Annotated in this window: 8 protein-coding genes; 5 read left to right on the top strand and 3 right to left on the bottom strand. The window is 63.1% G+C overall.

Translation table 11 applies throughout. From position 1 onward, the window contains the following. Nucleotides 1–14 precede the first annotated feature (14 nt). The 4 genes from AC1D2Q_RS06315 to AC1D2Q_RS06300 all read left to right on the top strand — a co-directional run bounded on the left by AC1D2Q_RS06315 (nucleotide 15) and on the right by AC1D2Q_RS06300 (nucleotide 11,638). Entirely contained in the window at nucleotides 15–8,519 is an 8,505-nt protein-coding gene (locus AC1D2Q_RS06315) for a glycoside hydrolase family 94 protein (protein ID WP_477812623.1), read from the top strand. A gap of 87 nt (nucleotides 8,520–8,606) precedes the next feature. Further along, a complete protein-coding gene (locus AC1D2Q_RS06310; protein WP_105341819.1) occupies nucleotides 8,607–8,753 on the top strand; it encodes a lmo0937 family membrane protein in 147 nt (48 codons plus the stop codon). Nucleotides 8,754–8,771: 18 nt separating this feature from the next. Next, entirely contained in the window at nucleotides 8,772–10,115 is a 1,344-nt protein-coding gene (locus AC1D2Q_RS06305; protein WP_477812622.1) for a glucoamylase family protein, read from the top strand. Beyond that, on the top strand, nucleotides 10,115–11,638 hold the full coding sequence (locus AC1D2Q_RS06300) for a mercuric reductase (protein WP_477812621.1): 1,524 nt from the start codon (nucleotides 10,115–10,117) through the stop codon (nucleotides 11,636–11,638). Before AC1D2Q_RS06305 ends, AC1D2Q_RS06300 begins: the two co-directional genes overlap by 1 nt. Here the strand turns inward: AC1D2Q_RS06300 and AC1D2Q_RS06295 are convergent. The 3 genes from AC1D2Q_RS06295 to AC1D2Q_RS06285 form a co-directional block, all read right to left on the bottom strand. Further along, on the bottom strand, nucleotides 11,575–11,883 hold the full coding sequence (locus AC1D2Q_RS06295; protein WP_477812620.1) for a transketolase-like TK C-terminal-containing protein: 309 nt from the start codon (nucleotides 11,881–11,883) through the stop codon (nucleotides 11,575–11,577). The two genes, AC1D2Q_RS06300 and AC1D2Q_RS06295, sit on opposite strands and share 64 nt — an antisense overlap. Nucleotides 11,884–11,924: 41 nt before the next feature. After that, nucleotides 11,925–12,179: a DUF1652 domain-containing protein gene (locus AC1D2Q_RS06290; RefSeq protein WP_477812619.1), complete on the bottom strand. Its 255-nt coding sequence runs from the start codon at nucleotides 12,177–12,179 to the stop codon at nucleotides 11,925–11,927. Nucleotides 12,180–12,291: 112 nt separating this feature from the next. Continuing rightward, the gene (locus AC1D2Q_RS06285; RefSeq protein ID WP_477812618.1) at nucleotides 12,292–13,020 is read right to left on the bottom strand and encodes a Crp/Fnr family transcriptional regulator; all 729 of its coding nucleotides are present in this window, start codon (nucleotides 13,018–13,020) and stop codon (nucleotides 12,292–12,294) included. Between the two features lie 315 nt (nucleotides 13,021–13,335). Here AC1D2Q_RS06285 and AC1D2Q_RS06280 point away from each other — a divergent pair, with 315 nt between their 5' ends. Beyond that, complete coding sequence (locus AC1D2Q_RS06280) at nucleotides 13,336–14,307, top strand: HlyD family secretion protein (protein ID WP_477812617.1); 972 nt, start codon at nucleotides 13,336–13,338, stop codon at nucleotides 14,305–14,307. Nucleotides 14,308–14,332 lie beyond the last annotated feature (25 nt).

The raw sequence follows: 14,332 nt of genomic DNA, 5'->3' as shown, positions 1-14,332 counted from the left end.
TCGGAACGTTATTTATGCATTCAATCTTCCGCCGGGCACTTGGGCAGCGCGTTCTATTACCCCCCTGGAGTGACCATGCGCCGGTACGGGAGACGCTTTTCGGCGTCGAGCGACTTGAGCAACATGCCGAGAGTCTGGCCATCGCCCAGCAGGTGACACCCAGGCCGCCCACTGTGCTTTCCTTGCATGTACGCCTCGACGACAACGCCTCGGTCCTGCTCGCCGCCTACCGGGCGAGCGCCGTGGAGCTTGAGAGCGGCCACAGCGTGGTGCCCGCCGCCGAATGGCTGCTGGACAACTACCATATCGTCGAGGAACAGATCCGGGAAATTCGCGATGATCTGCCACCTGGCTACTACCGCCAGTTGCCGAAGCTCGCCGAGGGACCGTTCGCTGGCTACCCGCGGGTCTTTGGCCTGGCTTGGGCCTTCGTTGCGCATACCGACAGTCATCTGGACCTCGACATGCTGCGGTGCTTCATCGACGCGTACCAGCGGGTCCAGCCGCTGACCATCGGTGAGTTGTGGGCTGTGGCGATCACCCTGCGTATTGTCCTGATCGAGAACCTGCGCCGACTCGCCGAGCAGATCGACGACGGTCGTATGGCCCGCGCGGACGCCGACGAACTGGCCGATCGTTTGCTCGTACCTGCCAGCGCCCGTTCGGCGCTGGCAGATATCGCCGCGCGTCCGCTCGGGCGGTTGCCCGAGCTGTTCGCCGCTCAACTCGCCAAACGCCTGCGCGACCAGGATCCGCGTACGACCCCGGCGCTGGGCTGGCTGGACGAACGTCTGCAAGCACAGGGTGTTTGCGTCGAGGAGGTGGTGCAGCATGCCCAGCAACGCCAGGGTGCCTCCAATGTCACGGTGCGCAACATCATCACCAGCATGCGGCTGATTTCCGATATTGACTGGGCCAAGCTGTTTGAAAGCGTCAGCCTGGTCGATGCGCGCTTGCGCGCGGGCAGTGCGTTTTCCCTCATGGACTTCCCGACGCGCAACCTGTACCGCAGCGCCATCGAGCAACTGGCGCGTGGCTCGGCGCTCTCGGAACTGGAGGTCGCCGACCGGGCCTTGGAGGCCGCCCGCCTGGCTGAGAGCGCCGAGCGGGGCGAGGAGTGGGGCGGGCGAGCGAGCGATCCTGGCTACCACCTGATCGCCGAGGGACGCCCGGCGCTGGAGCGGGCCATGGGCTTTCGCGCACCTCTGCGCCTGCGCATCAGCCGCTTCAACATTCGCCTGGGCATCGGCGGCTATGTTGGCAGCATTTTCTTGCTGACCACGCTGCTGCTGGCGCTAATGGCTTGGGCCTTGGCGGTACCGTCCGTGGCTGTTGGCTGGACCCTGTTGTTCCTGCTGTCGATGTGCGTGCCGGTCACCGAGGTGGCCACGGCGCTGGTCAATCGCATAATCACCTGGAGTTTCGGCGCCATTACTCTGCCGGGGTTGGAGTTGTCCGCCGGCGTGCCGCAGGCGCTGCGTACGCTGATCGCTGTGCCGACGCTGTTGACCAGCGAAGCCGATCTGTTGGAGCAGATCGAGCGACTGGAGGTCCACCATTTGGCGGGCATCGGCGGCGATCTGGCCTTTGCCTTGCTGGCCGATGGCGTCGATGCGCAGCAAGAGGAGCTCGACAGCGATGCGCATTTGCTGACGGTGGCAACCGAGGCGATCGAGCAGCTGAATCGCCGCTATGGACCTGGGCCCGGCGGCCAGCGCTTCTTCTTGCTCTGTCGGCGGCGCTTGTTCAATGCCAGCGAGCAGTGCTGGATGGGCTGGGAACGCAAGCGCGGCAAACTGCACGAGCTAAACCGCCTGTTGCGTGGGGTTGGCGAGACGAGTTTCATGTCCATCGCCGGCGAGGCACCGAAAGTGCCGGCCGGGGTGCGCTACGTGATCACCCTTGACGCCGATACCCGCCTGCCGCGAGAGGCGGCGCTGCGGCTGATTGGCAAGATGGCTCACCCATTGAACCACCCACGTTTCGACGCCGCGCTGAAGCGCATTGTCAGCGGCTACGCGATCCTCCAGCCACGGGTCACGCCCTCTCTGCCGCTGGGCGGCGAGGGCTCCTTTTACCAGCAGGTGTTCTCCGGTCCCGGCGGCATAGATCCCTACGCGGCGGCGGTTTCGGATGTTTACCAGGATCTCTTCGGCGAAGGTTCCTACACCGGTAAAGGTATCTATGATGTGGATGCCTTCGAAGCCGCGCTCGGTGGGCGGGTCGGCGACAACCGGCTGCTCAGTCATGATCTGTTCGAGGGCATCTTCGCCCGCGCCGGCCTGGCCTCGGATGTCGAAGTGGTCGAAGAGTCCCCGGCGCGCTTCGATGTCACCGCCAAACGTCTGCACCGCTGGACGCGTGGCGACTGGCAATTGCTTCCTTGGGTATTCGGCCACTGGACAGGGGCCCAGGCGGTACCGCCGATCGGCCGCTGCAAGATGCTCGACAACCTGCGTCGCTCGTTGTTCGCGCCCTTCGCCCTGGCCAGTCTGGTGTTCTGCTGGTGGCTGCCGTTGCCGCTGGCGCTGCTCGCTACACTGTTCGTGCTGGCGACCCTGATGATTCCGGCCTTGCTGCCGACCGTCTGCTCCCTGCTGCCGCAGCGGCGCGGTATCCGTCTACGCAATCACTTCGGCATGTTAGGTGCCGACCTGCGTCGCGCGGCTCTGCAGATTGTGCTCTCGCTGGCCTTTTTGGCGGACAATGCATGGCGCATGGGCGACGCTATCGGGCGCACCTTGGTGCGGATGTTCTCCAGCCGCGATCACCTGCTCGAATGGACCACCGCCGCGCAGGCCTCCGGCTGCCCTTTACCAGACCTGCGCGGCAGTTACCGGCAGATGGCTGGTGGCACCGCGCTTGCGCTGCTGATGAGCGCCGCCGGGCTGGCCTTCGCGCCCAGCTCCTGGCCGTTAGTCGGGCCACTAGCGTTGCTCTGGTTGGCGGCGCCGGCGCTGGCTCTGCTGAGCAGCCGGCCATCGAAGGTCGCCCGCCAGCGCACGGCTTCGCCGCTGGACGCGCATGCCCTGCGCTTGACCGCACGACACACTTGGCGTTTCTTCGAAACCTTCGTTACAGCGGAGGATAACCTGCTGCCGCCGGACAATTTCCAGGAACAGCCCAAACCGGTACTCGCACATCGCACCTCGCCGACTAACATCGGGCTCTATCTGCTCTCGGCAGTCGCTGCCCGCGACTTTGGCTGGGCCGGCAGCATTGAGACGCTCGAGCGCCTGGAAGCGACCATGGCAACCCTGGAGAAGCTGCCGCGCTACCGCGGGCATTTTTTCAACTGGTATGCGACCCAAGACCTGCGAGCCTTGCATCCGGCCTACGTGTCGTCGGTCGATAGTGGTAACTTCGCCGGGCACCTGATCGTGCTCGCCAACGCTTGCGATGAGTGGCGGGAAAGCCCGTTGGCGCAGGAGGCCTGTCGCGGCCTGATGGACGACCTGTGGCTGGTCCAGGAGGCCATCGCCGGGCTGTCGGGCGCGGGTGGCGAGCCGCTGCGGCAACTGCGCGACGATCTGGAGGAAGTCCGCGTCCACTTGGCGGGGCTGCAAGCATTCGACGGACTGTTGCCGAGTCTGAAGCGGCTGACCGAAAAGGCCGCCAAGGTGGCCGTCAGGGTCGTTCCGGTCGGCGAGGGCGATGACCTGCTGTTCTGGGTCGAAGCGCTGCGCAAGGCAGTGGCTGAACACCTGCGCGACCGCATGTTGCCGGACGAGGCGCGGTCTACATTGGCGCCGCGCTTGCAAGCGCTCGCCGATATGGCCCGGGCGATGGCCGGAGCTATGGACTTCAGCTTCCTGCTCGACCCCGAACGAAAGCTGCTGTCGATCGGCTACTCCCAGACCGATAATCGCCTCGATCCGAGCTGCTATGACCTGCTCGCCTCGGAAGCACGACTGGCCAGCCTGTTCGCCATTGCCAAGGGGGATGTCCCGACTCCTCACTGGTTCCGCCTCGGACGCATCGCAACGCCGGTCCCCGGCGGCTCGGCGCTGATCTCCTGGTCCGGCTCGATGTTTGAATATCTGATGCCGTCGCTGGTGATGCGCGCGCCGGCCGGCAGCCTGCTGGAACAGAGCACTCGTCTGGTGGTGGCGTTACAGGAAGCCTACGGCCGTTCGTTGGGCATCCCCTGGGGGATCTCGGAGTCCGCCTACAACGCCCGCGACCTGGAATTCACCTACCAGTACTCCAATTTCGGTGTGCCCGGGCTTGGCCTCAAGCGCGGGCTGTCCGAGAACGTGGTGATCGCGCCTTATGCGACGGGTCTGGCGGCGATGATCGATCCGCAGGCGGCGCGCCGCAMTTACGAGCGGCTGGCCGGGATGGGCGCGCAGGGCCGCTATGGTTTCTACGAGGCGCTGGACTTCACCCGCTCACGGCTGCCGGATGACGAGAATGTGGCGATCGTTCGCTGCTTTATGGCCCACCATCAGGGCATGACCATCGTTGCCATCGCCAATGCCTTGCACGATGGCAGGATGCGCTGCCGTTTCCACCGCGAGCCGATGATTCAGGCCTGCGATCTGCTGCTGCAGGAACGCGTGCCACGGGACGTACTGTTGGCGCATCCACGAGCCGAAGAGGTGACGGTTTCCGCGACCGAGGGCCGCAGCGAAACCCTGCGGCGCATCGATGCGGGAGGCGGCGGCGCGCCGATCACCCATCTGCTCTCCAATGGCCGCTACGCGCTGATGCTCACCTCGGCAGGCGGCGGTTACAGTCGCTGGGGGGATATCGACGTGACGCGCTGGCGTGAGGATGCCACCCGCGATGACTGGGGCAGCTTCATCTTCCTGCGTGACACCCAGAGTGGGGAAGCCTGGTCGGCGACGCTGCAGCCCAGTGGCCGCGACGTGGAAAACGGCGAGGTGCTGTTCCACGAGGATCAGGCCGAGTTCATTCATCGCCAAGGCTCGCTGGTCACCAGCCTGGAAGTGCTGGTGTCCGGCGAGGACAACGGCGAAGTGCGGCGAGTTTCGCTGGTCAACAACGGGCGCAGGCCACGCGACATCGAACTGACCTCCTATGCCGAGGTGGTCCTGGCGACTCGGGCCGCTGACAGCGCGCATCCAGTGTTCTCGCGAATGTTCGTGCAGACTGAATACCTTGCCGAGTTCACGGCACTGATCGCCACTCGCCGCCCGCGTGGACCGGAGGAAACGCCGGTATGGGCGGCGCACTTCGTGGTGGTGGAAGGTGAGCTGATCGCTGATCCGCAGTACGAGTCCGACCGCGCGCGTTTTCTTGGCCGCAACCGTAGCGTGCGCGAGGCACTGGCGATCACCGGGCATCGGGCGCTGTCGAACAGCCAGGGGACGGTCCTCGATCCGATCTTTTCCTTGCGTCAACGTCTGCGGGTTGGGCCCGGTAAAGTTGCTCGGGTAGCCTTCTGGACGGTGGTCGCAAGCTCGCGAGAGGCATTACTGGATCTGATCGACAAGCACCATGAACGCAATGCCTTCGAGCGCGCCAAGACCCTGGCCTGGACCCAGGCCCAGGTGCAGTTGCGCGACCTTGGCATCGACTCCGAGGAGGCGGCGGACTTCCAGCGCCTGGCCGCGCCGATTCTCTATGTTGACCCACGTTTTCGCGCTTCGGCGCCGGCCATCATACGAGGGGCGGGGTGCCAGTCGGGGCTATGGCCGCTGGGGATTTCTGGTGATCTGCCGTTGGTTCTCTTGCGCATCGACGAGGTCGAGGACCTCGCCCAGGTCCGTCAGTTGCTGCGTGCCCGTGAATACTGGCGGATAAAGGGCCTGCACGTCGACCTGGTCATCCTCAACGAACGGGCGTCGTCCTATGTGCAGGACCTGCAGGAGGCGATAGAAACCGCAGTACGCAGCACTCAGTCTCGCCTGCGCTTTGGCGAGGAGCGCAGGCGCGGTGCGGTCTACACATTGCGCACCGACCTCATGACCGTAGAAACATGGGCGTTGTTGCAGGCCGTGGCGCGAGTCGAGTTGATCGCCCATCGTGGTTCCATTGCAGACCAGCTCGCGCGCCTGCCAAAGCCTGCGCCGCGCAACTGGCTTGCCGCCCGCCAGCCTCCGTCAATGCCAGTGTGGCCGTTGCCGCAAGCATCGGGCGGGGATGACGGCCTGGAGTTTTTCAATGGCCTGGGAGGCTTTGATTGCAACGCACGGGAATACCTGATCACGCTTGAGCGCGACCAGACGACGCCCGCGCCGTGGATCAATGTGATCGCTAACCCGGCGTTCGGCTTCCAGGTCTCGGAGCACGGCAGTGGCTACACTTGGGCCGAAAACAGCCGTGAAAACCAACTCACCCCCTGGTCCAATGACCCGGTCGCTGACCCGGGGGGAGAGGCGCTGTATATCCGCGACGAGGAGAGTCACCAGCTTTGGAGCCCTACCGCGCAGCCGATCCGCGACGACGGCGTCTATCGCGCTGCGCACGGCTTCGGCTACAGCCGCTTCAACCATTCGGCACACGGCATTCACACGCAATTGCTGCAGTATGTGCCGCTGGACGACCCATTGAAAATTTCCCGACTGACCCTGCGCAATCTGTCCGGGCGGCCACGCCAACTGTCGGTGACGGCCTATGTGGAATGGGTGCTCGGCACCTCGCGCGGGACCAACGGGCCGTTCATCCAGACGGAGATCGACGCCGCCAGCGGCATGCTGCTGGCGCACAACCCATGGAGTATCGCCTTCCCGGGGCGGGTGGCATTCGCTGATCTCGGCGGCCGGCAAAGCGCCTGGACCGCCGACCGCCGCGAATTCCTCGGTCGCCATGGCGGGCCGGCGGCACCCCAGGCGCTGCTCGGTAGAGCACCGCTGTCCGCGGCCTGCGGTGCCGGTCTGGACCCGTGCGCGGCGCTGCAGTGCGTCGTCGAGCTGGCCCCCGGCGAGTCTGTCGAGGTGCTGGTCTTGCTGGGTCAGGCAGAATCGACCGATGCTGCCCGGGAGATGGTTCTGCGTTACCGCGAGCGTGACCTGGACGAGGTACTTGCAGCGGTCAAGCGGCACTGGGACGAGGTGCTCGGTGCAGTCCAGGTACGCACGCCCGACCGCGCGCTGGATATCCTGCTTAACGGTTGGCTGCTCTACCAGACTCTGGCCTGCCGCATCTGGGCTCGTTCGGCGTTCTACCAGGCCAGCGGTGCCTATGGCTTCCGCGACCAGTTGCAAGACTGCATGGCACTGGCATTCGCACACCCGGCGCAAACCCGGTCTCACCTGCTGCGTGCTGCCGCCCGGCAGTTCGTCGAGGGCGATGTGCAGCACTGGTGGTTACCGCAGTCGGGGCAGGGGGTCCGTACGCGGATTTCCGATGATCGTGTCTGGCTGGCCTTCGCCTGCGCCACCTATGTCACGTCTTCCGGGGATGCCAGGGTACTGGACGAGAGCGTGCCGTTCATCGAAGGGCGGCAGTTGCACCCCAGCGAAAGCGACGCGTTCTTCCAGCCGATGCCCGCGGACGAGTCGGCTTCGCTGTTCGAACATTGCGCCCGCGGTCTCGACCAGTGTCTGACGCTGACCGGTGCCCACGGCTTGCCGCTGATCGGCAGCGGCGACTGGAACGACGGTATGAACCGGGTCGGCGCGGGCGGGCAGGGCGAGAGTGTCTGGCTCGGCTGGTTGCTGTTGAGCACCCTGGAAAGTTTTGCGCCCTTGGCCGATGGCCGCGATGATCAGCGTGCCAGGCGGTGGCGGGCGCATGCGGAGTTGCTGCGCGAAGCGTTGGAGCGTGAGGCCTGGGATGGCGACTGGTATCGCCGGGCGACGTTCGACGATGGTACGTGGCTAGGCTCGGCGGCGTGCGAGGAATGTCGGATCGACTCCATCGCGCAGTCCTGGGCGGTACTCTCAGGCGGCGCCGATCCCGCCCGCGCGAGGCTGGCGATGGCCTCGCTGGAGCGTCTGCTGATCCGCCGCGACGACAACCTGGCGTTACTGTTCGCACCCCCGTTCGCGCACACTTCGCTCGACCCCGGCTATATCAAAGGCTACCCGCCAGGCCTGCGCGAGAATGGCGGGCAGTACAGCCATGCGGCGATGTGGACGATCCTGGCGTTGACCCGACTCGGGGAGGGCGACAAGGCCGTCGAGCTGTTCGCGCTGCTCAATCCGATCAACCATGCGCGCACGCCAGAGCAGGTCGAGGGCTACAAGGTCGAACCTTATGTGATCGCCGCGGATGTCTATTCCGTTGCGCCGCATATCGGCCGGGGTGGCTGGACCTGGTACACCGGCTCGGCCGGCTGGATGTACCGCGCCGGCGTGGAGGGGATTCTGGGGTTGCGCCGCGAGGGGGCGTTTCTCGTTGTCGATCCCTGCATCCCGCGTCATTGGCCAGGTTTTGAAGCCCGTCTGAGGCTGGACGGCAGCGACTACACGATCAGCCTGAAGTCGGCGGGACGACGTTGCCGGGACCTCGAGCAGGCGCTGCTCGACGGTGTACCGCAGACCTGCGAGCAAGGGGCCGTTCGCGTGCCGCTGGACGGATGTGCGCATCGTCTTGAGCTTGTTCTCTAATGGGTACGCTGGCGCACAGAACGACGTTGCCGATGAGTTCAATCTGGAGGTGTTCAGAAAGTCCTGGATCACAATCGGAGAATCGTCATGCTACAAACAATCGTGGTCGTCCTGATCGTCCTGTGGTTACTCGGGCTGGTAACGTCGTACAGCCTGGGCGGCTTCATTCATGTCCTGTTGATCGTGGCGCTGATTTTACTGGCGGTCAGTTTCTTTCAGAGCAGGCGCTCATAAGCCTCTTCGGTCCTGCCGATGAGCAGGGTTGAGCGCCGCTCGCGGACACTACAGTCCACACTCGCCGATGAAGCGCTTTTCGATCGCCTGCAGCGTGCCGCCTTGGGTTATTTCCTGCAGACATTGAATCCGTTTAACGGACTGGTGGCCGATACCTCGCGTCCCGGTTCGCCCGTCAGTATCGCGGTGGTCGGATTCGCCCTGTCAGTGTATCCGCTGGCCGTAGATCGGGGCTGGCTGACACGGGCCGACGCGCTGCGGTTCAGTCTCGCCGCGCTGCGTTTCTTCCAGGCCAGCGATCAAAGTGGCAGCCCTGCGGCGACAGGATATAAAGGGTTTTATTATCACTTCCTTGATATCCATACGGGTGTGCGGGTTTGGCGCTCGGAGCTGTCGATGATCGACACCGCTTTGCTGATCGCCGGCGTGTTGACGGCAAGCCTGTATTTTTGCGCGGATACGGCCGACGAGAACGAGCTGCGGAGCCTGGCCGACTTTCTTTATCGGCGCATCGACTGGCGCTGGGCACAGGACAGCGGTGAGACGATAAGGCAGGGTTGGAAACCCGAATGCGGGTTCCTGCATTACGGCTGGGAGGGCTACAGCGAGGCCATCCTGCTGTATGTGTTGGCGCTCGGCTCGCCAAGCTGTGCAATCGTGGGCGACTGCTACCGGGCATGGACCTCCACCTATCAGTGGGAAAACCTCTACGACCATGACTATCTCTATGCCGGGCCGCTGTTTGTCCACCATTTCTCCCATGCATGGATAGATTTTCGCGGCATCCACGATGGTTTCATGCGTGAGAAGTGCTCGGACTACTTCCAGAACAGCCGACGCGCCGCTTACATCCAACGTGAGTACGCGCGGCGTAACCCGCGAGAGTTCGCCGGCTACGCTGAAAACTGCTGGGGCCTGTCCGCTTGCGATGGGCCGAGCGACGAGCAGCCGCAGCTGTCCAATGAGCAGCGGCGATTGTTCGGTTATGCCGCTCGTGGCGTACCGTACGGGCCGGATGACGGCACACTGTGCGCCCCCTCGGTAATGGCGTCGTTGCCGTTTGCGCCGGAAATTGTCCTCGACGCGGTGCGGCATATGATGGAACGCTACCCGGAAATGTGCGTCGAAGGGCGCTTTTCCAGCAGCTTCAATCCGAGCCTCGCCGATGCCAACGGACGCGCCTGGGTGTCCGCAGGGCACTATGGGCTCGATCAGGGCATCGTACTGATGATGATCGAGAACCATCGTAGCCAACGGATTTGGGAGCTGATGCGCGCCTGCCCCTACATCTGCGACGGTTTGCAGCGCGCCGGGTTCCACGGCGGCTGGTTGCAGCAACCGCCATCTGCGGGAGCAGGCTGATGGCGCAAGACTACGATGGGTCGATCACCACGCCGCAGGATGCTTATGAGCGTCAACGCCTGGCCAGTGTGCATCCGCCGCGCTGGGTCAATCCGCACGCTGCCGAGCGCTACCACTTGGTGATAGTCGGTGCGGGGCCTGCGGGTCTGGGCGCCGCGAAAACCGCTGTAGCGCTCGGCGCCAGGGTGGCGCTGATTGAATGCAGGTTTATCGGCGGCGATTGTCTGAACAATGGTTGTGTACCGTCGAAGGTGATTATCCGGACGGCGCAGTTGTATGCCGAAATGCGCGATGCCCAGCACTATGGCGCGCAAGTGCCGAGCGACATTCAGCTCGACTTCGCTGCCGCGATGGCGCGCGTACGGCGTATCCGCAGTCGCCTCAGCGGCGGCGATTCGGCGGCACGATTGAGCGCAATTGGCGTGGATATGTTCTTCGGCGAAGTGCGCTTCACGGGGGCTGATTCGCTGACCGTCGATGGGCAGACCCTGCGCTTTCGCAAAGCCTTGATTGCGACTGGCGCGGCCCCGAATATCCCGCTGATTCCCGGTCTCGCGCAAGCCGGTTACCTGACCAATGAAAACGTTTTCGATCTGACCGAGTTGCCGCGCCGCCTGCTGGTGATTGGTGGTGGCCCCCTTGGCTGTGAACTGGCCCAGGCCTTCTCCCGGCTTGGCGCACAAACTACCATCGTGCAAGACATGCCGCTGTTCCTCGGCAACGAGGAACGGGACGCCGCGCAACTGCTCTCGGATGCCTTCGCTCGCGACGGCATTGAGGTCCGTCTGAACACCCAGGTCGTTGCCGTGCGCGTAGAGGGTGGGCAGAAACTGGTCGACCTGGTCAGCGACGATTACCGCAGTACGGTTGCCGTCGATGCGATCCTCGCCGGCATCGGCCTCTCGCCGAATGTCCAGGGCCTGAACCTGGAAGCCGCCGGTGTCGACTACGACGCCATTGAGGGAGTCCGTGTCGATGACTTCCTGCGCACCAGCAATCCGCTTATCTACGCTGCCGGGGATGTCTGCCTTGAGCACAAGTACACCCATACCGCCCTGGCTTCAGCCCGCATTGTCGTGCAGAACGCCCTGCTGCGCGGTCGCGAGCGGATGAGCCGGCTGGTGATTCCCTGGTGTACCTACACCGATCCGGAAATTGCTCACGTCGGTTTGTATGTGCGTGAGGCCAACCGTCGGGATATTCCGGTGAAAACCTTCACCATTCCCATGCATCAGGTCGATCGTGCGGTCACCGACAGCGAGGAGGAGGGCTTTGTGAAAATCCACGTCAGGGAGCGCACGGACCAGATTCTCGGTGCCACCATCGTCGCTCGCCATGCCGGCGACATGATCAACGAAATCACCCTGGCCATGGTGGCGGGCGTCGGCTTGCGCACATTGGCCCTGGTGATCCACGCCTATCCCACGCAGGCGGAGGCGATCCGCAAGGCCGCCGATGCCTACAATCGTACCCGCTTGCCTCCTCGCGTCAGGTCACGTTTGGCGCGTTGGATGGAGCGCTGAGTCAGTAGCAGCCGCGCGCCGACTGACGGCGGCAGTACCGCGTCGCGCTCGGCCTGCGGCAGGGCCTCGAACAGCTCCCAACTGGGCATCGAGACACAGCGCACGGCAATGCCTTCGCGTTCCAGGCGCTCGCCCGCCGCCAGGATCAAGGCGACTTCCGAGCCACTGGCGAGCAGGATCAGTTCGGGCTCGCTGTTCGCCGCGTCTCTCAGCACATAGGCGCCGCGACGCAATCCATCTGCCATAATAAAAGCCCGCCAATGCGCCGGGATTTCTCATTCAGCCTCTACCCAATCCTGAGCGTTGGCCTCTGCCCATGAGTCGTTTCGAGGTCCTCCTGAATTTCAGCTATGAGCTTGCCTATCGCTCGATTGCAATTGAGGCTGGCAGTAAGAATTCCTGTAACCAACAGCTCTACTCGACCAGAGACAGGCTCGAATATCAGAGCCTGCAGTGATCCGCTTTGATCGACTCGGCACTCGCAGGACAGGGGACGGAGTGCTGACTCGATGATGTGACGCAACTCAAGTGTGGATAGCATGATGACTCCAGTGAGGACGGTGGACTCGGGAAGGGCGAGTGTTGAACCGTCTCATCTGGAGTGTGAGGGACGCCGTCGGGGTGGTCTGTTCGTTAGAACACGCAGGTGCGGGTCAGCAAGCCGGTTTTAATGGAACATAGGGCAGCAGGCGCTCGGTTTCTTTTCTGACGACGGCGTAGCACTCGCAACTCAGTTGCTCAAGTGCGGCCCTGTCCAGCACCTTGATATGGCCACGGCTGTATTCGATGACGCCCAGGCGTTGCAGCTTGCCAGCGGCATCGGTCACGCCTTCACGGCGTACGCCGAGCATGTTGGCGATCAACTCCTGGGTCATGATCAGTTGATTGTCTTGCAGGCGATCGAGAGACAGCAGCAACCAGCGGCACAATTGTTGATCGATCGAGTGGTGGCGGTTGCACGCGGCGGTCTGCGCCATCTGGGTGATCAACGCCTGGGTGTAGCGCAACATCAGCAGGAGCATCTCCCCGTGGCGATTGAACTCATCCTTGAGTCGCTGGCTGGGTAACCGAAAGGCATGCCCGGCGCTCTGTACGATCGCCCGGCTTGGTGTGCTTTCACCGCCCATGAAGACGGCGATGCCGATCAAGCCTTCATTGCCTACCACTGAAATTTCCGCCGATGCGCCGTTTTCCATCACATACAGTAAGGACACGATGGCGTCGGTGGGGAAGTAGACGTGCCGCAGCACATCCCCGGATTCGTAGAGCACCTTGCCGAGCGGCAGGGTGATCAGTTCGAAGTAGGGCAACAAGCGCTCCCGCGATTGTGCAGGAAGGGCCGCCAGAAGATGGTTCTGTTGTGGTTTGGGTGTATCAAACATATCAGCCAGCATCCGAGGTTGAGACTTCCAATACCTAAAGATTAATCCATGGCGCACGCCGTACGCTGCCATATGGGGCCGTCCGTCGGTTTTGCTGGCACATTCAATTCGGGCCAGGCCCTTGGACTGCCGTCGAGGATTGGCGGCTCCATAGGCTCCTTGTCATCTTTCATGCCTTTGAAGAGCGGCGTAACGGAGGAAGACGATGCGACCGCGTGTTGCCCATTACAACCTAACTGAAAATATTCAAATCTCAGTGAAAATGACCGTCTACGCTTGCGTGTGTGCGGTGGTGATTTTGGTGATGGGTATCTCATGAGTCTGAAGAAAACCGTTGCACAACTGGTGACTTTGGCCGTAGTCGGGTTGGCGGTGCTGCTCGGTTGGTTTGCTTGGGATCATTACACTCGATCACCCTGGACCCGTGATGCGCGAGTGCGTGCCGATGTGGTGACGCTATCAGCCGAGGTCTCGGGACGCATCATTAGCTTGCAGGTGCAGGACAACCAGCATGTGCAGAAGGGCCAGTTGCTGCTGGAAATCGACCCGGCGCGCTACGCACTGGCGGTCGAACACGCGAAGCGCTCAGTTGAAGTGGCGAAAGCCACTGAGGGCCAGTCGAAGGCATCCATCATTTCCAGTGAGGCCTTACTCAAACAACGTCAGAGCGAAGAGCAGAGGCGAAGGACGCTCAAGCAGCGTTTCGCGATCTCCGGCGAAGAGTGGGAAAAGTCCAGTACCGAAGTGGCGGTAGCTCAGGCGGACCTGTTGAGAAACCAGGCCAACCTTGGCTTGGCGCAAGCCAATGTGCAGCTGGCTATTGCCGCCTTGACCCAGGCCGAGCTGGATTTACAACGAACCCGGGTGGTGGCGCCGGTCAGTGGCTATGTGACGAATCTGCTGACCCGCGAGGGTGACTTCGCTAGTGGTGGCGGTGCGCTGTTGGCGTTGGTTGACAGTCAATCGTTTTATGTCAGTGGCTACTTCGAAGAAACCAAGTTGCCGCGAATCGAGGAGGGTGATCGGGTCAGGATCGAATTGATGAGCGGGGAGACCTTCGGCGGCACCGTGCAAAGCATCGCCTTTGCTATCGCCGACCGCGAGAACTCCCCCGGCAGTCGCCTGCTGGCCAACATCAACCCCAGCTATACCTGGGTCAAACTGGCGCAACGAGTGCCGGTGCGGATTCAGATCGACGCCGACTATCTCGCCAAAAACCGCCTGCGTGCCGGGACCACGGCCACCGTCACTGTCATGGAAAACCGGGACTCACAGGCCACTCACTAAGCCTCGCTCCTACAGACCGACAAAA

The organism is Pseudomonas sp. P1_A1 (assembly GCF_056406935.1).
Note: the sequence above shows the minus strand (reverse complement) of the source record. Positions and strands in the feature narration are given on the sequence as shown.